Source organism: Geodermatophilus sp. SYSU D01105 (assembly GCF_054050095.1).
The window spans coordinates 187,665-209,135 of sequence record NZ_JBJGYR010000003.1; the positions used below are offsets into that span (position 1 = coordinate 187,665).

At 76.5% G+C, this 21,471-nt stretch carries 24 protein-coding genes; 9 read left to right on the top strand and 15 right to left on the bottom strand.

Annotated elements, in window-relative coordinates; genetic code table 11:
* The first annotated feature begins 17 nt into the window (after nucleotides 1-17).
* Nucleotides 18-1,112 carry a cobalt-precorrin-5B (C(1))-methyltransferase gene (locus ACI79I_RS03895; RefSeq protein WP_456990952.1) on the top strand — a complete coding sequence of 365 codons (1,095 nt, stop codon included), beginning with the start codon at nucleotides 18-20 and terminating at the stop codon, nucleotides 1,110-1,112.
* 43 nt (nucleotides 1,113-1,155) lie between these two features.
* On the opposite strand, the gene cobM is transcribed toward ACI79I_RS03895, so the two are convergent.
* From cobM to def, 3 genes are all read right to left on the bottom strand, one after another.
* Nucleotides 1,156-1,896, bottom strand: coding sequence for a precorrin-4 C(11)-methyltransferase (cobM, locus tag ACI79I_RS03900; RefSeq protein ID WP_456990953.1), 741 nt, complete (start codon nucleotides 1,894-1,896; stop codon nucleotides 1,156-1,158).
* Nucleotides 1,897-2,005: 109 nt separating this feature from the next.
* Nucleotides 2,006-3,223 carry a precorrin-6y C5,15-methyltransferase (decarboxylating) subunit CbiE gene (gene cbiE / locus ACI79I_RS03905; protein WP_456990954.1) on the bottom strand — a complete coding sequence of 406 codons (1,218 nt, stop codon included), beginning with the start codon at nucleotides 3,221-3,223 and terminating at the stop codon, nucleotides 2,006-2,008.
* On the bottom strand, nucleotides 3,220-3,777 hold the full coding sequence (def, locus tag ACI79I_RS03910; protein WP_456990955.1) for a peptide deformylase: 558 nt from the start codon (nucleotides 3,775-3,777) through the stop codon (nucleotides 3,220-3,222). Before def ends, cbiE begins: the two co-directional genes overlap by 4 nt.
* Between def and ACI79I_RS03915 the strand changes: the two genes are divergently transcribed.
* Nucleotides 3,776-4,840 carry a cobalamin biosynthesis protein gene (locus tag ACI79I_RS03915; protein ID WP_456990956.1) on the top strand — a complete coding sequence of 355 codons (1,065 nt, stop codon included), beginning with the start codon at nucleotides 3,776-3,778 and terminating at the stop codon, nucleotides 4,838-4,840. The genes def and ACI79I_RS03915 overlap by 2 nt on opposite strands.
* On the opposite strand, the gene ACI79I_RS03920 is transcribed toward ACI79I_RS03915, so the two are convergent.
* The 9 genes from ACI79I_RS03920 to ACI79I_RS03960 all read right to left on the bottom strand — a co-directional run bounded on the left by ACI79I_RS03920 (nucleotide 4,827) and on the right by ACI79I_RS03960 (nucleotide 13,666).
* Nucleotides 4,827-5,546: a PIG-L deacetylase family protein gene (locus ACI79I_RS03920; protein WP_456990957.1), complete on the bottom strand. Its 720-nt coding sequence runs from the start codon at nucleotides 5,544-5,546 to the stop codon at nucleotides 4,827-4,829. The genes ACI79I_RS03915 and ACI79I_RS03920 overlap by 14 nt on opposite strands.
* A gap of 468 nt (nucleotides 5,547-6,014) precedes the next feature.
* Nucleotides 6,015-6,581 carry a hypothetical protein gene (locus ACI79I_RS03925; protein ID WP_456990958.1) on the bottom strand — a complete coding sequence of 189 codons (567 nt, stop codon included), beginning with the start codon at nucleotides 6,579-6,581 and terminating at the stop codon, nucleotides 6,015-6,017.
* Nucleotides 6,582-6,934: 353 nt separating this feature from the next.
* Nucleotides 6,935-7,450, bottom strand: coding sequence for a hypothetical protein (locus tag ACI79I_RS03930; RefSeq protein WP_456990959.1), 516 nt, complete (start codon nucleotides 7,448-7,450; stop codon nucleotides 6,935-6,937).
* Between the two features lie 265 nt (nucleotides 7,451-7,715).
* Entirely contained in the window at nucleotides 7,716-8,450 is a 735-nt protein-coding gene (locus ACI79I_RS03935; protein ID WP_456990960.1) for an HAD family hydrolase, read from the bottom strand.
* Complete coding sequence (gene wecB / locus ACI79I_RS03940; RefSeq protein ID WP_456990961.1) at nucleotides 8,447-9,598, bottom strand: non-hydrolyzing UDP-N-acetylglucosamine 2-epimerase; 1,152 nt, start codon at nucleotides 9,596-9,598, stop codon at nucleotides 8,447-8,449. Before wecB ends, ACI79I_RS03935 begins: the two co-directional genes overlap by 4 nt.
* Nucleotides 9,595-10,659 carry an ATP-grasp domain-containing protein gene (locus ACI79I_RS03945; RefSeq protein ID WP_456990962.1) on the bottom strand — a complete coding sequence of 355 codons (1,065 nt, stop codon included), beginning with the start codon at nucleotides 10,657-10,659 and terminating at the stop codon, nucleotides 9,595-9,597. The genes wecB and ACI79I_RS03945 overlap by 4 nt, the downstream gene beginning before the upstream one ends.
* A complete protein-coding gene (locus tag ACI79I_RS03950) occupies nucleotides 10,656-11,885 on the bottom strand; it encodes a hypothetical protein (protein ID WP_456990963.1) in 1,230 nt (409 codons plus the stop codon). The genes ACI79I_RS03945 and ACI79I_RS03950 overlap by 4 nt, the downstream gene beginning before the upstream one ends.
* A complete protein-coding gene (locus ACI79I_RS03955) occupies nucleotides 11,882-13,342 on the bottom strand; it encodes a glycosyltransferase (protein WP_456990964.1) in 1,461 nt (486 codons plus the stop codon). Before ACI79I_RS03955 ends, ACI79I_RS03950 begins: the two co-directional genes overlap by 4 nt.
* Before the next feature lie 114 nt (nucleotides 13,343-13,456).
* Nucleotides 13,457-13,666 (bottom strand): hypothetical protein, encoded by a 210-nt coding sequence (locus tag ACI79I_RS03960; RefSeq protein ID WP_456990965.1) that lies wholly within the window; start codon nucleotides 13,664-13,666, stop codon nucleotides 13,457-13,459.
* Between the two features lie 61 nt (nucleotides 13,667-13,727).
* Here ACI79I_RS03960 and yczR point away from each other — a divergent pair, with 61 nt between their 5' ends.
* The 4 genes from yczR (at nucleotide 13,728) to ACI79I_RS03980 (ending at nucleotide 18,464) form a co-directional block, all read left to right on the top strand.
* On the top strand, nucleotides 13,728-15,179 hold the full coding sequence (gene yczR, locus ACI79I_RS03965; RefSeq protein WP_456990966.1) for a MocR-like transcription factor YczR: 1,452 nt from the start codon (nucleotides 13,728-13,730) through the stop codon (nucleotides 15,177-15,179).
* Between the two features lie 370 nt (nucleotides 15,180-15,549).
* Entirely contained in the window at nucleotides 15,550-16,191 is a 642-nt protein-coding gene (locus ACI79I_RS03970) for an ANTAR domain-containing protein (RefSeq protein WP_456990967.1), read from the top strand.
* A 102-nt stretch (nucleotides 16,192-16,293) separates the two neighbouring features.
* Nucleotides 16,294-16,959, top strand: coding sequence for a lysophospholipid acyltransferase family protein (locus tag ACI79I_RS03975; protein WP_456990968.1), 666 nt, complete (start codon nucleotides 16,294-16,296; stop codon nucleotides 16,957-16,959).
* Nucleotides 16,956-18,464: a cobyric acid synthase gene (locus ACI79I_RS03980; RefSeq protein ID WP_456990969.1), complete on the top strand. Its 1,509-nt coding sequence runs from the start codon at nucleotides 16,956-16,958 to the stop codon at nucleotides 18,462-18,464. Before ACI79I_RS03975 ends, ACI79I_RS03980 begins: the two co-directional genes overlap by 4 nt.
* Here the strand turns inward: ACI79I_RS03980 and ACI79I_RS03985 are convergent.
* Nucleotides 18,461-18,847, bottom strand: coding sequence for an acyl-CoA thioesterase (locus ACI79I_RS03985; RefSeq protein WP_456990970.1), 387 nt, complete (start codon nucleotides 18,845-18,847; stop codon nucleotides 18,461-18,463). The genes ACI79I_RS03980 and ACI79I_RS03985 overlap by 4 nt on opposite strands.
* A 33-nt stretch (nucleotides 18,848-18,880) precedes the next feature.
* Here ACI79I_RS03985 and ACI79I_RS03990 point away from each other — a divergent pair, with 33 nt between their 5' ends.
* Entirely contained in the window at nucleotides 18,881-19,471 is a 591-nt protein-coding gene (locus tag ACI79I_RS03990) for an MSMEG_1061 family FMN-dependent PPOX-type flavoprotein (RefSeq protein WP_456990971.1), read from the top strand.
* Between the two features lie 10 nt (nucleotides 19,472-19,481).
* Here the strand turns inward: ACI79I_RS03990 and ACI79I_RS03995 are convergent, their stop codons facing one another.
* The gene (locus ACI79I_RS03995; protein ID WP_456990972.1) at nucleotides 19,482-19,679 is read right to left on the bottom strand and encodes a hypothetical protein; all 198 of its coding nucleotides are present in this window, start codon (nucleotides 19,677-19,679) and stop codon (nucleotides 19,482-19,484) included.
* A 155-nt stretch (nucleotides 19,680-19,834) separates the two neighbouring features.
* Here ACI79I_RS03995 and ACI79I_RS04000 point away from each other — a divergent pair, with 155 nt between their 5' ends.
* Complete coding sequence (locus ACI79I_RS04000) at nucleotides 19,835-20,371, top strand: type II toxin-antitoxin system PemK/MazF family toxin (protein WP_456990973.1); 537 nt, start codon at nucleotides 19,835-19,837, stop codon at nucleotides 20,369-20,371.
* 111 nt (nucleotides 20,372-20,482) lie between these two features.
* Nucleotides 20,483-21,214, top strand: a complete 732-nt coding sequence (locus ACI79I_RS04005) for a class I SAM-dependent methyltransferase (RefSeq protein WP_456990974.1) — start codon at nucleotides 20,483-20,485, stop codon at nucleotides 21,212-21,214.
* Nucleotides 21,215-21,218: 4 nt separating this feature from the next.
* Here ACI79I_RS04005 and ACI79I_RS04010 read toward each other — a convergent pair whose 3' ends face one another.
* Complete coding sequence (locus ACI79I_RS04010; RefSeq protein ID WP_456990975.1) at nucleotides 21,219-21,461, bottom strand: hypothetical protein; 243 nt, start codon at nucleotides 21,459-21,461, stop codon at nucleotides 21,219-21,221.
* Nucleotides 21,462-21,471: the final 10 nt, after the last annotated feature.

Genomic DNA, 21,471 nt, shown 5'->3' on the forward strand with positions numbered 1-21,471 from the left:
CCGTGCATGCTGAGGCCGTGACGGAGGCCGGACGGGAGCGCACCACGGGGCTGCGCTCCGGCTGGACGACGGGCGCCTGCGCGACCGCCGCGACGACGGCCGCCTACACCGCGCTGCTCACCGGCGAGTTCCCCGACCCGGTGGGCATCGACCTCCCGAACGACCGGCACCCCACCTTCGCGCTGGCCACCGAGTCGCTGTCGCCGGGCGTCGAGGCCTGCGCCGGCGTGGTCAAGGACGCCGGCGACGACCCCGACGTCACCCACGGCGCCCTGGTGTCCGTGCGCGTCACCCACGGCGAGCCCGGCAACGGCGTCCTCTTCCGCGCCGGGCCCGGCGTCGGCACGGTCACCAAGCCGGGCCTGCCGCTGCCGGTCGGCGAGCCGGCGATCAACCCGATGCCGCGGCAGTTCATCCGCGAGCACGTGGCCGCGGTCGCGGCCCGGCACGGCGGCAGCGGGGACGTCGTCGTCGAGGTCTCGGTGGAGAACGGCGAGGAGCTGGCCCGCAGGACCTGGAACCCGCGGCTGGGGATCCTCGGCGGCCTGTCCGTCCTCGGCACGACCGGCGTCGTCGTCCCCTACTCGTGCTCGTCGTGGATCGACTCGATCCGGCGGGGCATCGACGTCGCCCGCGCGGCCGGGCACCAGCACGTGGCCGGCTGCACCGGGTCGACCAGCGAGCGGGTGGTCACCCAGCTCTACGGGCTGCCCGAGGACGCGCTGCTGGACATGGGGGACTTCGCCGGCGCCGTCCTCAAGTACCTGCGGCGCCACCCGGTGCCGCGGCTGACCGTCGCCGGTGGCATCGGGAAGCTGGCCAAGCTCGCCGACGGCCACCTGGACCTGCACTCGGGCCGCTCCCAGGTGTCGACCGGTTCGCTGGCGGCGATGGTCCGGGACGCGGGCGGTCCCCCGGACCTGGTCGAGGGTGTCCGGCGGGCGAACACCGCGCTCCACGCGCTGCAGCAGTGCCAGGCGGCGGGGCTGCCGCTGGGCGACCTGGTGGCCGCCGGCGCCCGCAGGACCGCGCTCGGGGTGCTGCGCGGCGCTCCGGTGGCGGTCGACGTCGTGGTGATCGACCGGGCCGGCGCCGTGGTGGGCCGCGCCTGAGCGACGGGCACCGGTTCGCGTCACGCGCACAGTCCTCCTCCGCTCAGCGGGGGCGGGTCGTCGAGTAGAGGTGGCTGTCGGGGAACTGCTCGGCGGTCAGCACCGGGCCGACCACGACGACCGCCGTCCGCCGCACGCCGGCGTCCTCGACCTGCTGCGCGATGTCGGCCAGCGTGCCCCGCAGCACCAGCTCGTCGTCCCGGCTGGCGCGGGCCACCACGGCCACCGGCCCGTCGACGCCGTAGTGCTCGGCCAGCTGCGGCGCGAGCTCGGCGATCCGCTGCACCGCCAGGTGCAGCACCAGGGTCGCCCCCGTGGCGGCGTAGGCGGCCAGCTCCTCCCCCGGCGGCATGGGCGTGGACCGGGCCGACGTCCGCGTGAGGACGACGGTCTGCCCCACCCCCGGCACGGTGAGCTCCCGCTTGAGCGCCGCGGCCGCCGCCGCGAACGCCGGCACGCCGGGCACGACCTCGTAGGGCACCCCGGCGGCGTCCAGGCGGCGCATCTGCTCGGCCATCGCGCTGTAGACCGACGGGTCCCCGGAGTGCAGGCGGGCGACGTCGAGGCCGGCCGCGTGCGCCGCGACCAGCTCGGCGGTGATCTGGTCGAGGTCGAGGTCGGCGGTGTCGACCAGCCGGGCGCCGGGTGGCGCGGTGTCGAGCAGCTCGCGCGGCACGAGCGCGCCGGCGTAGAGGCAGACGGGGGCGGTGGCGATCAGCCGCGCCGCGCGGAGGGTGACCAGGTCGGCGGCTCCCGGCCCGGCCCCGATGAAGTGCACCGTCACGATGACATCGTCGTGCTCCCGCACGACACGGCGACCAGGTGCCGTCCCCGACCTGCACCGAGCCCGTCCGACCGCTCGTCGGGGACCCTGCGGGCCCCACTCCTCGCGGTCACGGCTTCGCCGTGGTCCAGATCGTCACGGGCATCGCGGGCCTCCAGCCGGTGAAGGAGCCCACCGGCTCGGCCCGCGCGACGGCGACCCGCACCAGCTCGCCGCCGACGCGCCCGTGCCAGCCGGCCAGCACCGCCTCGCTCTCCACGGTGACCGCGTTGGCCACCAGCCGGCCGCCGGACACCAGCGCCTCCCAGCAGGCCTCCAGCAGTCGCGAGGTGGTGAGCCCGCCGCCGACGAACACCGCGTCCGGCGCCGGCAGCCGGGACAGCACCTCGGGCGCGGCGCCGTGCACGACCTGCATGTACGGGACGCCGAGCCGGGCGGCGTTGCGGGCGATCCGCTCGGCCCGCTCGGCCGAGGCCTCGACGGCGACGGCCCGGCAGGTGGGGTGCGCCCGCATCCACTCGATGCCGATCGAGCCCGCCCCCGCCCCGACGTCCCACAGCAGCTGCCCGGGCACGGGGGCGAGGCGGGCCAGGGTGATCGCGCGCACCTCGGACTTGGTGAGCTGCCCGTCGTGCTCGTACGCGGCGTCGGGCAGCCCGGGCGTGGTCGGCAGGGGCGTGGTCCCCCGGTCGGCCCGGCACTCGACCGCGGTGACCACCAGCGGCGGCGCCGGCTGCGACCAGGTGGCCGCGGTCCCGGTGCGCACCTCCTCCTCCGGGCCGCCGAGCCCACCGAGCACGGTGAGCCGGCTGGTGCCGTAGCCCCGGGCGGCGAGCAGCTCGGCGATCCGCGCCGGGGTCCGGCCGTCGGACCCGAGGACCAGCAGCCGCCGCCCGGGCTGCACGTGCGGGTGCAGCAGCTCGATCGGGCGGCCGACCAGGGTCACCACCTCGGTGTCCTCCACCGCCCACCCCAGGCGGGCACACGCCAGCGACACCGAGGACGGCGCCGGGAGCACCCGCACCCGGTCGGGCCCGAGCAGCCGGGTCAGTGTGGTGCCGATGCCCGACAGCATCGGGTCGCCGCTGGCCAGCACGACCACCACCCGGCCGGCGTGCTCCTCCAGCAGCCCCGGCAGCGCCTCGCTCAGCGGCGAGGGCCAGGGCACCCGCTGCGCGCCCACCGCGGGCGGGACGAGGGCGAGCTGGCGGGCGCTGCCCAGCAGCACCTCGGCGCGCTCCACCTCGGCGCGGGACGCGGGCGCGAGCCCGTCCCAGCCGTCGGCCCCGATGCCGACGACCACCAGCGGCGAGGTCGCCACGGTCACGCCGGCAGCTCCCCGCCGGGCCCCGCCGCCTCGGCGAGCAGCCGTTCCCGCAGCTCCTCCGGCAGCCGGTCGACGTAGACGGTCCCCTCCAGGTGGTCGACCTCGTGCTGCAGGCAGCGCGCGGCCATCCCGGTGGCCTCGATGGACACCGGCGCACCCGCCGCATCGACGCCGTCCACCCGGGCCCGGAAGGCCCGCGGCAGCTCGGCGTAGGGCCCGGGCACGGACAGGCAGCCCTCCTCGGTGACCTCCTCGGCCGGCTCGCCCCCGTGCGGCTCGAGGACGGTCAGCCGGGGGTTGACCACGTAGCCCACGACGTCCTCCCCGGCCGCGTCGGGGCAGTCGATGACGAAGACCCGCGCGTCCACGCCGATCTGGTTGGCCGCCAGGCCCACGCCGTCGGCGGCCTCCATCGAGGCGAACATGTCGAGGACCAGGCGGCGCAGGTCCTTGCCGAACTCGGTGACCGGCGCGCACGGACGGTGCAGCACGGGGTCGCTGCCGTAGGTGACGATCGGCCGGGCAGTGCCGGAGTACCGGCCGGGCAGGCGCATGGACGCCGATCCTAGGGACGGCTCCGGCGCGCAGGTGACCCCCGCGGTGGGCCGCGGGTGTCCCTCCGCGTGCTCGTGCTCTGCTTGCACACGGCACGCAGAGCACGAGCACCCGCAGGAGGACCTGCTGACCACGCCCACCGCCGTCGGTCTCGCCCTCGGCGCCGCCGCCGACCTGCTGCTGGCCGATCCGCGCCGCGGCCACCCCGTCGCGGGGTTCGGCCGGGTCGCCGGGGCACTGGAGCGCCGGGTCTGGCGCGACTCCCGCGCCGCCGGCGCGGGGTACGCCGCCGGGCTCGTCGCCGCGGCGGCCGGTCTCGGCGCCGCCGCCGGCCGGGCCACCCGCGGCCGCCCCGCCGCGCGCGCCCTCGCCACGGCCGCGGCCACCTGGGCGGTGCTCGGCGGCACGTCGCTGGGCCGGGCCGCGACCGCGATGGGCGGGGAGCTGGACGCCGGGGACCTGCCCGCCGCCCGCGCGCTGCTGCCCACCCTCGCCGGCCGGGACCCCCGCTCGCTCGACGAGCGCGAACTGGCCCGGGCCACGGTCGAGTCGGTCGCCGAGAACACCTCCGACGCCGCCGTCGCCCCGCTGTTCTGGGGCGCGGTCGCCGGGCTGCCCGGGCTGCTGGCCTACCGGGCGGTGAACACCCTCGACGCGATGGTCGGTCACCGCTCGCCGCGGTACGCGCGGTTCGGCTGGGCCGCCGCCCGCACGGACGACGTCGCCAACTGGCTGCCCGCGCGGACCACGGCGGCGCTCACCGTCGTCCTCGCCCCGTGGGCCGGGGGGTCGGCGCGCGGCGCCTGGACCGCCTGGCGCCGCGACGGGGCCGCCCACCCGAGCCCCAACGCCGGGCACTGCGAGGCCGCGCTCGCCGGCGCCCTGGGACTGCGGCTGGGCGGCCGCAACGTCTACGGCAGCCGGGTGGAGGACCGCCCGGCACTGGGCAGCGGGCGGGCGCCCGTACCCGGGGACATCCCGCGCGCGGTGCGGCTCTCGCGAGTGGTGTGGACCGCCGCCGCCGGGCTGGCGGTGGCGGCCCGGGCGCTCAGACGCCGGTGACGGCCGACGGCGTGAGCTGCCACGCCGCCGGGATGGCCTCCGCACCGGCGCTGCGGAGCGGGGTCAGGTCGAGCACCATCCGGGTGGGCTGGAACGCCTCGGCGTAGCCGATCCGGGCCTGCGCGCCCCAGTGACGGGCCGAGGCCACGACGGCGTCGGGCTCCACCATGGCCGACTGCTCGACCTGCGACACGTGCGTGGCCAGCGCCGCGACCTTGCCGGTGAGGTGGGCGGTGACGTCGACGTAGACCGTCGGGGTGAACGACAGCGTCGAGGGGCTCTGGTAGTGCAGCACCCGCGACAGCCGCCGGGCAGCCCCCTGGGTGGCTGCGGCCACGGCCCGGTGGTCCTGGTGGCTGTCCTCCGGTGCGTGCACGTAGACGAGGTCGGCGCGGGTGGCACGGATGACCTGCTCGACGAGGCGGACGGTCGCCGAGTCCGGGACGACCTCGCAGTCGCGCAACCCTCCCCACACCAGTTGGGCGCCGATGAGGGCGGCGGCCCGCTCCTGCTCCGCGTGGCGGCCGGCACCGCGGGCGCCGTCGCCCGGACCGTTCTCGCCTCCGGTGACCACCAACATCGTGACCTGGTGGCCCGCCGCGACGTGGGCCAGCAGCGCACCGCCGCAGCCCAGCTCGATGTCGTCGGGGTGTGCGCCGATGGCCAGGACGCTCAGTCCCGCGCTCCCCGTCCCCATGCCGTCCATGGCTGGTGTCCTTCTCGTCCGGGGGCGGCCCTACCGCCCGTCGTCTTCCCCATCGGCACCGCGGAGGGGTCGCTCCACGGCAACGACCCGGGGCCTCCCCCAAGGGGGTGAACCCGGGTCGTGAGGCCCCCGACGCCAGCCCGCGCGTCGGGGCGGGGTGCGGGTGGGCGCCCCGGCCCAGTGGCCGATCCGCGCCCGGGCGCGCCGGTGCCGGGCGGAGGCGCCGTCGGCGTCGGCGTGCAGCCGTGGGTGCCGTCGCACACGAGCCGGGTGCCGAGGCTGCACGCCGCGGCCTCGGCTCGACCCGGCGGCCGGCTCCCCGGCTCGGACCGCCCTGCCCGTCCCCCCGCCGGTCATGACGGGCACGGTCACCGAGCCGCCGGCCGCGGCGCGGGCGAGGAGCGTGGCGCCGCAGCCGATTTCGACGTCACGGGGTGCGCGTCGATGGCGGGGACGTCGTGCGTCCGGTCAGGCCGCCTCGGTCGAGGTCGTCCCCTCCGTGAGGCGTGCCGGCCGGCGGCGGGACCGGAACAGGGCCAGAGCGCCGACCGCACCGGCCGCACCGAGCGCCACCACCGTCCCCGTGCCGTTGCCGTCGGCCGGTAGCTGCGTGCCCGTCGGGCAGGTCGCCGCGCGCTGCACGTAGGACGAGTACTGGAAGGTCATGCCGTCCAGGGTCCAGCGGGCGGCCTGCTGGTAGAGCTCGGCGTAGGTCAGCCTCACGGTCCAGGCACCGCGCACCGTGCCGGCAGGGAACGTCGTGGGCTGCGTTCCCTGCAACCGGGAGGGGAACGCCTGGTTCTCCTGCCCGTAGGCGATGGTCTTCGGCGCTCCGTAGGGGTTGTTGACCGCGAGCACGACGTCGTACGTGCCATCGCCGTTGTCCCTGTAGCAGTCGATGCTCGGCGTGACACCGGCCGCCGAGGCCACGCCCGGGGCGAACAGCACGGCCAGCGCCGCGAGCAGCCCGATCGCCGCGATCCGCGCGACCCGCGTGCGGATGCGTGAGCCGGTCGTCCTGGTGGTCCGTGCCATGGGCGTCCCTCGTGTCTCCCGGAGCGGCCTCTCCGCTCCACCGGGGTGGTATCGACCGGTCACAGCCCCGACTGGACGGCTCGGGTGCGGATCTCACTCGATCAGGGGAGCACTGCGGCGGGTCGCCGGGTCGTCGGTCGACACCGCGGAGCGGTGCGCGGGCGCCGGCCAGAGCGTCTCCTCCAGCGCTTGGACGGCGCGGGTCCGTGCACGGGCCGGTGTCGACCCGTGTCCGGCAGTGGTCAGCCCGGCGACCACCGGCGCGAGCTCGACCAACTCGGGCCCGGTCCCGAGAGGCACCGGCCGTGCCGGGTGCGGCTCGTGGTCGTCAGTGTGCGCGCCGATGGCGAGCCCTAGGTAGCGGTGCCGTCCGCTCCGGAGGCACCGGACGTCCTGCGGTAGGACCGGCGCAGGAGGACTGCGCCCACGGCACCGGCGACCACCAGCGCAGTCACCGCACCCGTCTCGTTGCCGTCGGCCGGCAGGGGGGTCGAGCCGGGGCACGCACTGCCCGCCTTGGCCGCGGTCAGGAAGACCAGGTGCGTCCCGTCGAGGTACCAGTCGGCGCCGGACATGAAGTCGGTGTTGGAGACGGTGAGCCAGAGCACCGCCTGTTGGGTCCCACTGTTGAACGCCCCCGGCAGCAGGTTCGTGTAGGCGGTGGACTTCGTGGAGCCGTTCGTCGTCGCGTGGTTGTCCGGGCCGTGCGGGATGCTGAGCTGCGTGCTCGCGCTGTTCCGGTAGCCCAGGACCAGGGTCCAGCTGCCGTCGCTGTTCTGGGAGTAGCAGCTCAACAGCGGCGTGACCCTGTACGTCGGGGCTGCCGAGGCGACGCCGGGAGCGACCGAGACCAGGACGGCTGCTGCCACGGCAACCAGCGCCGCCCATCCGGCGCGGGGCCTGCGGCTGCGGCTCGGCCGTCGTGGGGCGGCTCCCCTGCGGGTCGCGGTCATCAGTGCTCCTCGGGTCGATTGCGGTGGACTCCCTCACGAGGTGATCGACCCAGCCCGCAGGCCCTTGAGGACCCCGGCCCTCCCCTGCCCCCGGAGGGTGACCCGGTCGCGCCGGCGGCCCCGGCGACCGTCGAGAGGCCCGCCCTCGCGGGAGCGACCCGGCGACGTGGTCCGCCGGCGCTCAGACCGGGGACGGGGCGGCGCTGCGACCCAGTACGTCGAGCGCGATCGCGGCCGCGGCCGGGAACGAATCGGTCACCGCCCAGGCGGCCGGCTGGTCGGGGGCGGTCGCATGCTCCCCCTGCCGGATCCGGATGGCCCGGGCCCCCACGGCGGCGGCGACCGCGACGTCCTTGCCGGGACGGTCCCCGATGACGAGCAGCCGGTGGGCGGGTACGCCGAGGTCCGCGGCGAGCGCCAGCAGGCCGACCGCCTGCGGCTTGCGCGCCCCCCGGCCACCGAGGCGGTCGGTGACGACCACGTGGGTCAGCAGCGGAGCCAGCCCGGTCGCGGCGAGCTTGGCCTCCTGGATCACGGGGTTGCCGTCGGTCAGGCAGCCGAGCGGGGCGGCGGCGGCCAGCGCCCGCAGCGCCTCCTCCGCCCCCGGGTAGGGGGCCAGCCGGTCCGGCCGGTGGTCGGTGAAGGCCGCGACGAGTGCCGGGACGTGGTCGGCCACCCGGGCGGCGGGGACGCCGGCGGCCAGCAGGGCCCGGTCGATCGTCCCCCCGGTGTCCGAGCCCGCGGCCAGCTCAACCCCGAGCGCGGCGTGCACCGCGTCGCCGTCGAGCCCCCGCTCCCCCGCGGCGCGGCCCACGGCCGCCGCGGCACCGGTGAGGTAGTCCGCCTGCGGGAAGAGGGTGTCGTCGAGGTCGACCACGACCCCCAGGGGCGGCAGGCCCGACGACGGCGGGGTCACCACGGCAGCCGGCCGTCGGTGTGGTCGGGCTCCTCGAGGGCCAGGAGGGTGTCGGTGCGTGGGTCCGCGAGGACCGCCGCGACCCGCGGCCCGGTGGTCCCGTCGCCGTAGGGACAGGGCAGCGCCGCCGCCCGGGCCTGCCGCTCGGGGGTGGTGTGCGCCGTGGCCGCGGCGAGGACGGCGGCAGCCGCGCGGTCGTCGGTCAGGCCGGCGAGGGTCGTCGTCCCCGCCTCCACCCCCTCCCAGCGCGGGGTGGAGCGGCGCAGCACCACGACGGGGACGCCGAGGTAGGCGGCCTCCTCCTGGATGCCCCCGGAGTCGGTCACCGCGAGCCGCGCCCGGCCGAGGGCCGTCAGCAGGTCGTCGTACCCGATCGGGCCGCTCAGCGTGATCCCCGGGTGGTCCAGCTCGCCGGTCAGCCCGGCCGCGTCGAGCCGGGCCGCCGTCCGGGGGTGCACCGGGAAGGTGACCGGCCCGACCCGGTCGGCCAGTGCCCGGATGACGCCCACCAGGCGGGCCAGCCGCGCCGGGTCGTCGACGTTGGTGGGCCGGTGGGCCGTCACCAGCACGCCGCGGCGCTCGGCGACCGGCACCCGCCGCACCCCGCGGGCGACGAGGGTGTCCACGACCGGGTTGCCGACGACGAAGACCCGCTCGGCCGGGACCCCCTCGCGGGCGAGGAAGTCCGCCGCGCGCCGGGTCGGGGCGAAGTGGAGCGCCGCGACCGCCGCGGCGACGCGCCGGTTGACCTCCTCCACGCTGCGCGGGTTGAGGCTGCGCAGCCCCGCCTCCACGTGCGCGAAGGGCACGCCTGCAGCGCGGGCGGCGAGGGCGTAGGCGGGCACGGTGTTGGTGTCGCCGAGGGCGAGGACGACGTCGGGCCGGAACCCGCCCACCGCGCGAGCGGCGTCGGCGTGGAGGGCACCGAGGCGGGCCTCCGGGTCGTCCGTCGGGAGCTCGAACCGGCGCGTCGGCTCCAGTCCGAGCGCCTGCTGCAACTGCGTGGACAGTGCCGGGTCGGTGTGCTGACCGGTGTCCACGATGTCGACGGAGTGCCCGGCCGCGATCAGCGCCGAGACGACGGGGGCCAGCTTGACCACCTCGGGCCGGGTGCCGAACGGCACCAGGACCCGCCGGGTGCGGCTCATGCGCGCACGCCGGCGGCACAGGGGTCGGCCACGGGGCTGCCGTCATCGGCCGTGTACGTCTCTGCGAAGTACCGGCTCATCCGCACCCCGGGCGTGAACCACAGGTACGGCAGGCGGGCACCCGGGTCGCGGATCCCGGTCAGGTGGGCGCTGACCACGTCGGCACCGGCCGCCAGGGTCAGCGGCAGCCCGCCGGAGAAGCGGGGGTTGATCTCCACGACGGTGGCGCCGCCGTCGTCGGCGACGAAGCCCTGCACGTTGGCGGGCCCGGTGAGCCCGACGGCCGCCAAGGCGTCGGCCACGACGTCGGTCACCGGGGTGGACTCGAACGTCGTGCCCTTCACCGAGATCCCGGCCTTCGTCTCGTCGCGCCAGCGCGGGACCACGGTGAGCAGCTCCCCGGTGCGGGCGACCAGGGCGTCGGCGGTGAACTCCCGGCCGGTCAGGCGGGTCTGGGCGATCATGGACCCGTCGAGCCGCAGCGCCTCCACCACGGCGGACCGCTGGTCGAGCAGACGCACACCGCGACTGCCCCGGCCGGTGCGGGGCTTGACCACCCAGGGCCCGGGTACCTCGGCCAGCCCGGCCGGACTCGCGGTCGTGGCCGGGTGGGCAACCCCTGCGTCCCACAGCGTGCGGGCGAAGGCGGCCTTGTCGCAGCAGAGCTCGACGGCGGCCGGTTCGGGGATCCATGTGGACACGCCCGCAGCGGCCAACTGCTGGGCGCCCGCGGCGAGAGCGGGTAGTTCCTCGGCCACGGTGCCGATGAGGGCGTCCGCGCCATACGCCATCGCGACGCCGGTCAGGGCGTCGATGAAGCGGGCGTGGTCGGCGCGCGGCACGATGGCGCCGGCCGTGGCCAGCGCGCTGCCCGCGGCGGTGGGGTCGGCGTCCACACCCACCACCCGGTGACCGAGGGCCAGCAGCCGGCGGACCACGGCGACGCCGGCCGGTCCGCCCGCCCCGGTGACGATGACCGCCGGTGAGCGGGGATCGGCCGGCTGCGGCGGCAGTGGGGCCGAGGTGGTCGCGAGCAGCCGGTCCGGCAGGGTGGAGGTCACCGGAACGCCTCCTGAGGGTCTGGTGGGAGGGATGGGCGGGCGAAACTGGGCGGGCGGCGGGAGCCGCCGGCCGTGGAGGCATGCCGTCCGGGAGCGGAGCCTGCCGGCGAGGTCGGGGCGGGACGGGGTGGGACGGGGATCCGCGCGACCGGGACCGTGTGCAGCGGCTCCTCGGGGGAACCGACGGTCGGTGACGGGTCGAGGGCGGCCAGGACCGGTTGCCGCGCCTGGAGCCAGCCGCGGGCCCACAGCCGCAGTGCGGCGACCCGGTGGCTGGTCACCGGCTCCCACTGGCGGGCGGCCACGGACTCGGCCAGGCAGTCGAGGACGGCGGCGTCGCGCTCGTAGGAGGCGACGGCCAGGAGTGAGGCCGTGTGCACGCCCAACCCGGCGGCGGCCAGGTCACGGATGCGCTCGACACGCCGGTGCACCGGCAGGTGCCCTATCCGGTAGTCGATGCGGCCGCTCTCTCGGCGGGCGGACAGCCACTGGGACAACCGGCGGGGGTAGACGTGCCGGTGCAGCAGCCCGGTGATGGTCGTGTGCCGACCGGAGGCATGCCGGACCTCGTCCTCCGGGGCGCGGTAGCCGAGACCCGGGCGCGCCCAGCTGTTGGGTCGGCGGGCCGAGTGCCGACCCTCCACGTCTTGCTCGGCCCGCTCCAACGGAGGGAGGGCGACCCACACCATCAGCAGGAAGCCGCCCAGGGTCGCGACGAGGTTCCACACGCTGCCGACCCAGTCGTGGAACAGGACCAGCGCGCCGTCTCCCCACCACAGACCGGCGAGGGCCGAGAGGAGCAGCCGCACGTGGTTGAGTGCCAGCAGCGCGAGGACGGCGAACAGCAGGCCGCCGAGGGCGTGCAGCTTGCGGCCGCGCAGGATCGCCGCGGTGAGCGCGGTGAGTCCCAGGACAGAGAGCACCGAGGAGCAGGACGCCGTGACGACGGCGTCGATGATCTCGCCGTTCTCCCGGAAGAGCAGGACGTGGGTCGGCAGGGCGCCCGAGGTCTGCCCCGGGGCGATCCAGCCGAGCACGCGCGCGAGGCCCGCCGCCTCCAGCCGCTGCATCGGCTCGGCCAGGTACTCGAACCCCAGGACGCAGATGGCGGCGGCCAGGACCAGGTCGACCAGCACCGACCCGATGCGCCGGGTCATGCCGGACGTGGACCTGCGGAGGCCGCGGAGCGCCGCGGCCTCCTGGGTCGTCATGGGGATCGCGGTCACCGTGACTCCCCGACTGCCGGGCTCGCCACCGGAGCGGCGAAGGACCGCGGCCTGCCCGCGGCCACCTCCGGCACAGCGGGCCGGGCCACGACCGAGGCGACGGTCGACGTGGGCGCCACCACCTCCGCGCGGACGGTGGAGGTGGCGCCGGAGCGTGAGGTCTTCACCCAGGTGTAGGGGCGGCCGAGCATGCCGTCGACGTAGGCCCGGCTGGTGATCCAGATCGACAGCGCGAACGCCGGCAGGAAACCCAGCAGCCGCCAGGCCGAGCGCCGCTCCACGCGGCCGATGAGCAGGCCCACGCACAGCTCGGCCAGCGGGCCCACGAACAGCAGCATCGACAGCGGGAGGATCGAGACCACCGGCAGGTCGCCGATGCCGAAGGCGCGCAGGACCGTGAGGAGCAGGCCGAGGCCGCTGAGGACGGGCACGTGGTAGACGAGCAGGAAGAGCGTCGTCTCCACCTTCTCCAGCAGGGACAGGTACGGCGAGCGCATCAGCGGCCGCCAGTAGTCGCGCAGGCACTTCTGGTGCCCGCGGGCCCAGCGGTAGCGCTGCTTCCAGAAGCGCTGCGGCGTGACGACCGCTTCCTCGTAGTCGATGGCCGAGACGTCGTAGCGCACCCGTTGCCCGGCCATGAGGATCCGCAGGGTGAGGTCGGTGTCCTCGGTGACGGTCGTCGGGTTCCAGCCCCCGAGGGCCCGCAGGGTCGACATCCGGACGGCGCAGTTGGCGCCGCCGTAGGCGGGCAGCTCGAACAGGGCCTGGCGGCCGTACTCGTTGACCAGGTAGCCGGACAGGTAGTCGACGAAGACCGTGCCGGCCATCGTCGAGTCCTTGCCGTTGCGGATGACGCAGCGGCCCATCACCGCGCCGACGACGGGGTCGCGGAAGTGGCGGACGAGGCGGCGCAGCGCCGTCGGCTCCGGTTCGTGGTCGGCGTCGAAGACCAGCACGATCTCGGCGTCCACCAGGCCCAGTGCGTCGTTGAGGGCGCCGGACTTGCCCCCGCCCGAGCCCGTCGCCCGGTGCAGCACGCGCAGCCGCGGCTCGACGGCGGCCCAGGCGTCGAGCTTGGCGCCGGTGGCGTCGTCCGAGCCGTCGTCCACGACGACGAGGGTCAGCCGGTCGGCGGGGTAGTCCAGCGCGAGCAGCGCCGTCACCATGCCGTCGACCACCAGCTCCTCGTTCTTGCAACCGACGAAGACGGCGACCTGGGGGGTGTAGCCCTCCAGGCCGACATCAGCGGCGAGCAGGTCCCGCTCGGCCCACCGGGCGGCGGCGACGGCGAAGGCCAGGTGCCGGCAGAAGTAGACACCGAAGACGACGTTCAGCGCGCCGGCGAGGACGCCGAGGGTGTGGTCGACCCCCCAGAGTGCGCAGGCAGCGACCAGCGCGACGGCGTACGCGAGGAGGCTGAGTGGCCGCCCTTCGGGCCGATCGCTGCTGTGGGCCACCGGCTCCTCCTCCGGGCGCAGGGACGAGGTGGGCGGACGCCTCACCACGTCCCTGCATCGGCACCCGGGTGGCCGACCTGAAGGCGAAGGTGCAGGCAGGGCCGTCCGGCCGGGTCAGACAGGGGCGCGCAGCCGGGGACGGCGCAGGGTCAGGGCCGGCCGCGGCGGGGGCAGCGCCGGGAAGCCGGCCGGGTCGGTCCGGAGGTGGCTGGCCGGCGGGTCGGCCGGACCGCGACCACCGCGGACGGCGATGACGAGGGTGGTCAGAGACAGGGCGACCAGCCCCAGCAGGACGAGCAGGACGACGACACCACTTGAGGTCATGGCCTGAGATTGGCACCGTCGACAGTGGCGTGGACCAGTCCACTCCGGCATGGTGGACCGCATGCCATCCGCCATCGGCCAGTCCACTTCGGCGAACGAGCTGGCCACGCTCGTCGGACCACTGGACGCGCTCCCCGGTCCCCGGTACGGGGCGCTGGCCCGGCGGATCCGCGAGCTGGTCACCACCGGGTCGCTGCCCGTGGGCACCCGGCTGCCCGCCGAACGCGAGCTCGCCACCGCGCTCGAGGCCAGCCGCGTCACCATCGCCTCGGCCTACCGGCTGCTGCGCGCCGAGGGGTTCGCCGTCACCCGACACGGCTCGGGCACGGTCACCGAGCTGCCGACGGCCGGCAGCGGCTGGCGGGCACCCAGCACCGACCCGGAGGTGCTCGACCTGGCCCACGCCGCGCCGGAGGCGGTGCCCGAGGTGCTCGCCGCCTACGAGCAGGCGGTCGCGGCGCTGCCCGGGTACACCGCCGGGCACGGCTACGCGCCCAGCGGCCTGCCCGAGCTGCGGGCGGCGATCGCCGACCGGTTCACCGCCCGGGGCCTGCCCACCGACCCCGACCAGGTGGTGGTCACGGCCGGCACCGGGGACGCCACGGCGATCGCCGTCCAGACGCTGCTGCAGCCCGGCGACCGCGTGCTGGTCGAGCACCCCACCTATCCCGGCGCGATCGGGATGGTGGGCGCGGCCGGGGGCCGCTGCGTCCCCGCGCCGGTCGACGCCGCCGACCCCGACGCCCTGGTGGGCGCGGCCGCGATCGTCGCCCGGCAGAGCAGCCCGCGGATGGCCTACCTGATGCCGGACTTCTCCAACCCCTCGGGCGCGCGACTGTCGGCGGCCGGACGACGCCGGCTGTCGGCGACCCTGTGGCAGCACGGCGTCCTGGCCGTCGTCGACGAGGTGACCGCCGAGCTCTTCCTGGACGACGGGCCGCTGCCCCCGTTCGCCGCCGGGCTGCCGGACGCCGCGACCGTCACGGTGGGCGGGCTGGCCAAGGCCGTCTGGGGCGGGCTGCGCATCGGCTGGCTGCGGACCGACGCCGCGCTCGCCGACCAGCTGGGCGCCGCGCTGGGACGCCGGCAGCTGTCGGTCGGCGTCGTCGACCAGCTGGCCGCCACCGTCCTCGTCCGGCAGCTGGACGGGATCCTCGAGCGGCGCCGGGAGGCCCTGCGGGAACGGCGCGAGGTGCTGCTGACCGAGCTGGCCCGGCACCTGCCCGACTGGACCGCGCCCCGGCCGGCCGGCGGGCTGTCGGTGTGGTGCCGGCTGCCGGCAGGCACCAGCTCGGCCGCGCTCACCGCGGCGGCGGCCGGGCGCGGGCTGGTGCTCGCCCAGGGGCGGGCGTTCGGCACCGGCCACGCCTTCGACGACCACCTCCGGCTGCCGTTCACCCTCCCCCCGGAGCGGCTGCGGGCCGCGGTGGAGCTGCTCGCGGAGGTGGCAGCGAGCCTGCCCGCGCGGTCCGCCGGGAACCGCTCCCCCGCCCGCCCGGCGACGGTCGTCTGAGGAGGGACCCCGTCCTCACGCGGGGACGCCTCGGGGAACGCACGTCCGACGCCTCCGGGAGTCCGCCCGCGGACAGCCCGTGGCGACGCGGCGCGGGCTGCAACGGGACGGTCGCTGCGCGTGCGGAACGCCCGGACCCGTCGTACCGTCCTCAAGCAACGGAGCGGCCGGCGGCGTCCCCCGCCGGCGTACCGCGGTGGTCGAGCAGCGGCCTGCGGCGCTCGACGCCGGGCCGTGCCCGGCGGCACCCGCTGGAGTCCACATGACAGCGACGCCTTCCCCCACACTCCCCCGCACGGCGGCCGCCCACCCCACACCGGGGACCCGTTCCGGCACACCGGCGTCCCGGCCGGTCCCCGCGGGGCGCCGGGTGGCCGGACGGTTCCGGTACGACCGGCGCACCGGCGCCTGGGCGTGGTCGGCCGAGATGGCCACGCTGCTCGGGCTCCCGCGCGGCGGCGCGCACCCCTGCACGGAGCTGCTGGTGCGGTCCCTGCACCCGGGCGACCGGCCGCGGACCGTCGAGGCGATCACCGCCGCCTGCTCCGACGGGCAGCCCTTCTCCCTGCGCGTCCGGCTCGGCAGCCGCAGCGGACCCGGGGCTCCCGCCGTCCTCGTCGGGGAGCCGGTGCTGGACCACGCCGGGGCGGTGGACGCCCTGGAGGGCCTGCTCGTCCGGCTTCCCGAGGAGGCGGACGGCGACGTGTCGTCGTGCGCCCACGGGTCCGGCGACGACCGGGTGCGCGAGCTGGAGACCGAGGTGGCCCAGCTGCGCACCGCGATGGCCAGCCGGGCGGCGATCGAACAGGCCAAGGGGATCCTGATGCTGCTCACCAGCTGCGGTGACCAGGTGGCCTTCGACCTGCTGGCGCACATCTCCAGCAACTGCCACCGCAAGGTCCGCGACGTGGCCGTGGCGATCGCCGAGTCCGCGGCCGGCCGGTCGTCCCTGCCCGCTGACGTGCGCGCCCTGATCCGGGACGTGTGCCCGCCCATGCCGCGCATGCACTGAGGTCCCGCCGCCCCTGGAGCGACCGGGGCGGAGCGGCACGGGAGAATGCCCGCTGTCGTCGGCACCCGCCGGCGGTCCCCGAGTCGAGAGGGGAAGCGCGGCGTGCTCTACCTCGTCGCCCGGTTCCTGCTGCGTCCGCTGTTCCACGCGGTGTTCCGCATGCACGTGACCGGGAAGGAGAACGTCCCGCCCACCGGGCCGGTGATCCTGGCCAGCAACCACCTGTCGTTCATCGACAGCATGGTCATCCCCCTCTCCGCCCCCCGGCGGGTGCACTACCTCGCCAAGGCCGAGTACTTCACCGCGCCCGGGATCGGCGGGTGGCTGTCCAAGCAGCTGTTCACCGCGCTCGGCGCGATGCCCGTGGAACGGCAGACCTCCCGGGCCGCGCAGGAGGCGCTGGACACCGCGCTCGGCGTCCTCCGCCGCGAGGAGGGGTTCGGCATCTACCCGGAGGGCACCCGCTCGCGCGACGGCCGGCTGGCCCGCGGCAAGACCGGCGTGGCCTGGCTGGCCCTGACCGCCGACTGCCCCGTCGTCCCGGTCGCGGTGGCCGGCACCGACAAGGTGCAGCCGGTGGACTCCCGATGGCCGCGGCCCCACAAGGTCTCGGTCACCTTCGGCGAGCCGCTCACCTTCCCCGAGTACCGCGGCATGGCCGGGAACGGCCGGGCCCGCCGGGCGGTGACCGACCGGATCATGGAGGCGATCGCCGAGCTGTCGGGTCAGGAGAAGGCCGGGTGGGGCCCGCCCCGCGAGGCGGCGTGACCCGGCGCCGCTCCGGCGCCCTGCTGGTCGCCGGGACGACGTCGGACGCCGGCAAGTCGGTCGTCACGGCCGGCATCTGCCGCTGGCTGGTGCGCCAGGGGGTCTCGGTGGCCCCGTTCAAGGCGCAGAACATGAGCAACAACTCGATGGTCACCCCCGACGGCGCCGAGATCGGCCGGGCGCAGGTGGTGCAGGCCGCCGCCGCCCGGGTCGAGCCCGAGGCGGCGATGAACCCGGTGCTGCTCAAGCCCGGCGGCGAGGACTCCAGCCAGGTCGTCGTCCTCGGGAGGCCGGTCGCCGAGGTGACCGCGCTGTCCTACCGGCCGATGAAGGCGGCCCTGCTCGAGCAGGTGCTGGCCAGCCTGGCCGACCTGCGCGCCCGGTTCGACGTGGTGGTCTGCGAGGGCGCGGGGTCGCCCACCGAGATCAACCTGCGGGCCGACGACATCGCCAACATGGGCCTGGCCACCGCGGCCGGGCTGCCGGTCGTCGTCGTCGGCGACATCGACCGGGGCGGGCTGTTCCCCGCCCTCTACGGCACGGTCGCGCTCATGCCGCCGGCCGACCAGCGGCTGGTCGCCGGGTTCCTGGTGAACAAGTTCCGCGGCGACGTCCGGCTGCTGCGCCCTGGCCTGGACGCGCTCACCGGGCTGACCGGGCGGCCCACCCTGGGCGTGCTGCCCTGGCGCGACGGCCTCGACCTCGACGTCGAGGACTCCCTCGGCATCGGGGCGCCCCGGTCCGCGGCGGGCCCCCCGCACGGGGCCGAGGTGCTGCGGGTCGCCGTCGCCCGCCTGCCCCGGCTGTCCAACGTGACCGACCTCGACGCGCTGGCCGCCGAACCGGGCGTGCTGGTGCGCTTCGCCACCACGCCGGGAGAGCTGGCCGACGCCGACCTGGTGGTCCTCCCCGGCACCCGCGCCACCGTCCCCGACCTGCGCTGGCTGCGCGCCACGGGGCTGGCCGACGCCGTGTCGCGGCGGGCCGCGGAGGGCCGCCCGGTGCTGGGCATCTGCGGCGGCCACCAGATGCTGGCGCGCACCATCACCGACGACGTCGAGTCGCGGGCCGGGGCCGTGGCGGGCCTCGGGCTGCTGCCGGCCGACGTGCGCTTCGCCCGCGAGAAGACGCTGGGCCGGCCGGTGGGCACGGCGTTCGGCCAGCCGGTCCGCGGCTACGAGATCCACCACGGGGTGGTCAGCGTCGACGACACCGCCGAGCCCTTCCTCGACGGCGCGCGGTCCGGCGCCGTCTGGGGCACCACCTGGCACGGGGCGTTCGAGAACGACGGCTTCCGCCGCGCGTTCCTCACCGAGGTGGCGCGGGTGGCCGGCCGGCGGTTCGTCCCCGCACCGGACACCGACTTCGCCGCCGTCCGGGAGCGCCGGCTCGACGCCCTGGGCGACCTGGTCGCCGAGCACGCCGACACCGACACCCTGTGGCGGCTGGTCGAGGAGGGCGCGCCGGACGGGCTGCCGCTGCTGCCGCCGGGGGCCGGGCGCTAGGGCGCCAGCCGCGCGCGGACGTCGTCGGGCCAGGCCGCGGCGACGCCGTCGGTCACGCACACGTAGGTCGTCCGGACGACGCAGCACACCCGCTCCCCCACCCGGACCGTGAACCGCGCCATCACGCTGGTGCGGCCCACCCGCTCCGTCTCGGCGTCCACGGTGACGGTGTCGCCCCAGCGGGCCGGGGCCGACCACTCCAGCGTGCTGGCCTTGACCAGCGGGTCGATCCGCCGCTCGGTCAGCTCGTCCCAGGACAGCCCCATCGCCGCCCACCAGCCGGTGGAGGCCTCGTCGGCCCACGTCAGGTAGTGGGCGTTGAAGACCACACCCTGCTGGTCGCACTCGACGTACCGGACGGGGGCACTCCACTGCGCGGGCACGGGAGCAGACGCTAGCCCGGCTACCGTTCGGCCATGGACGACGTGCTGGCCCGGTACCGCGACCCCTCCCAGCTGGTGCAGGACAAGGTGATCGACCACCTCGACCGCCACTGCCGGGCCTTCATCGCGCTCTCGTCGTTCGCGACGCTGTCGACCGCCTCCCCCGACGGCTGGCCGGACGTGTCGCCGCGCGGGGGCGACCCGGGCTTCGTCAAGGTCCTCGACGAGCACCGGCTGGCGCTCCCCGACCGGCCGGGCAACAACCGCGTGGACAGCCTGCGCAACGTGGCGGGCAACCCGCGGGTGGCGCTGCTGTTCCTGGTCCCGGGGATCGAGGAGACCCTGCGCGTCTACGGCACCGCCGAGCTGACCGGCCCCGAGGAGCTGGAGGTGGACCTCACCGAGTTCGGCCGCGCGCCGCGCTCGGTGCTCGTGGTGACGGTCGCGCGGGCGTACTTCCAGTGCGCCAAGTCGGTGATGCGCTCGGGCCTGTGGGACCCGCAGCGGCAGGTCGAGCGCTCGGCGTTCGCCCCGATGCGCGAGGTCTTCGGCGACCACTGCCGGCTCACCACCCCGCTGCCCGACGACGCGGTCATGCGGGCGGGGCTGGCCGAGGAGCTCTGAGCGCCCCGGCTCAGCTGGCGCGCAGGTCCCGGGCGAGCTTGCGGTAGGCGACGGTGCGCTCGGCGAGCGCGCGCCGTCGTCCCCGCCGGCTGCGGCGGTCGGAGCCGAGGTAGCGGGCGTCCTCGACGAGCTGGAAGGCGGCGAGCACGCTGGCCTGCACCTCTCGCGTGCGCGGTGCGGCCGGACGGGCCGGCTCGGCCGAGGTCATCGAGGACCCCCCTCTCTCGGAGGGCCTCGACTGACCGCCCCGTGCGCCCATGGTGCCCCCGTGTCGGCAGTTCCAACCGTGGACGTGACCGATTGGTGCCTGTGTGTCACGTGGGACACACGAGGTCTGGGGCCGGGGCGCCGTACCGTGCCCGCATGGCGCGCAGCGGGCTGGTCCGACGGCTCACCGGCGTGCTGCGCGCGGTCGCCCGGCCGGCGACCCGCGCGGCACGCACCACCCGCCGCCCCGCCCCGGCGGCGCCGCGGGCGGGCGGCCCGGGCGTCCGGGACCTCGACGGCGGCCTCGCCGGGGTCGACCTCGGCTACCGCCCGCGCCCCGACGACCGGCCCGACCCCGGCGAGGTGGTGTGGGCCTGGGTGCCCTTCGACGAGGGGGACGGTCGCGGCAAGGACCGCCCGGTGCTCGTCGTCGGCCGGCGTGGCGAGGACCTGGTCGGCCTGATGCTCTCCAGCCAGGACCACGACCGCGACGCGGCCGACGAGGCCCGGCACGGGCGGTACTGGATGGACGTCGGCCGCGGGGCCTGGGACGCGCAGGGCCGGCCCAGCGAGGTGCGGCTGGACCGCCTGCTGGTGGTGCCCGCCGGCGCCGCCCGCCGCATGGGCGCCGCCCTGGACCGCCACCGCTTCGACGAGGTGGTCACCGCGGTCCGCGGGTACCACCGGGCCTGACCCGCCGCGTCGCCGCCGACCTCGCGGGGTGCGGCACGGACGGCGACGACACCGTGAGGTCGGCGGAAACCGGTCGACCGGGGCGCCGCCCGCCCGGCACGCTGCCGCTCGATGGACGCCGCCGACGTGTTCTGGGCCCTGCACCGTGACCTGCCCCGCGAGGGCGTGGGCTCCGACGCGACCACCCGGGCCCTGCTGGCCCTCGCCGACCCGCTGCCGGCGGACACCCGCGCGCTCGACATCGGGTGCGGACCGGGCCGGGCCTCGCTCGTGCTCGCCGCGGCCGGGATCCGGGTCACCGCCGTCGACCTGCACGAGCCGTTCCTGCGCCGCGCGCGGCGGGCCGCGGCCGACGCCGGGGAGGCCGCCCGGATCGGCGTCGTCCGCGCGTCCATGACCGCACTCCCGCACCCGGACGGCGCGTTCGACCTGCTGTGGTGCGAGGGCGCCGCCTACCTGATGGGCGTGGAGGCGGCGCTGCGGGAGTGGCGACGGCTGTTGGTCCCCGGCGGCGTGCTCGTGCTCACCGACGCCGTGTGGACGACGACGTCGCCCTCGGCCGACACCCGCGCGTTCTGGGCCGCGTACCCCGCGATGCGCGACGTGCCGGCGACGGAGGCCGCGGCGCGCGCGGCCGGGTGGGACGTCGTCGCCACCCGCCTGCTGCCCGACTCCGACTGGGCGGAGGAGTACCACGTGCCCCTCGCGGCGGCCATCGACGCCTGGCCGGACCCGGACGAGGAGACCGCCGCAGCACTGGCCGAGGCGAGGCGGGAGATCGACCTGCGGCGGTCCCGCGGCGACGAGTTCGGCTACGCGGGGTTCGTGCTCCGCCTCCGGTGAGCGGTCAGTCGGCGACGGACTCGTCGCGCACGGCCTGGCGCGGCCGGACGGTGTAGACGCCGGCCGTGTCGGTGAGCGCGGTCAGGTCGTAGCGGTGCACGACCTTGGGCCCGCCGTGGAGGTGGACGTGGGTGATCGTCGGCAACGGCTGCCCGTGCCGCGCCTCCCGGATCTCCACCCGCCCGTCGAGCGGGCCACCGACGAAGAGCAGCACGGCGTCCTCCGTGCCCGTCCCGGCCGTGGCCATCTCGTCCGCG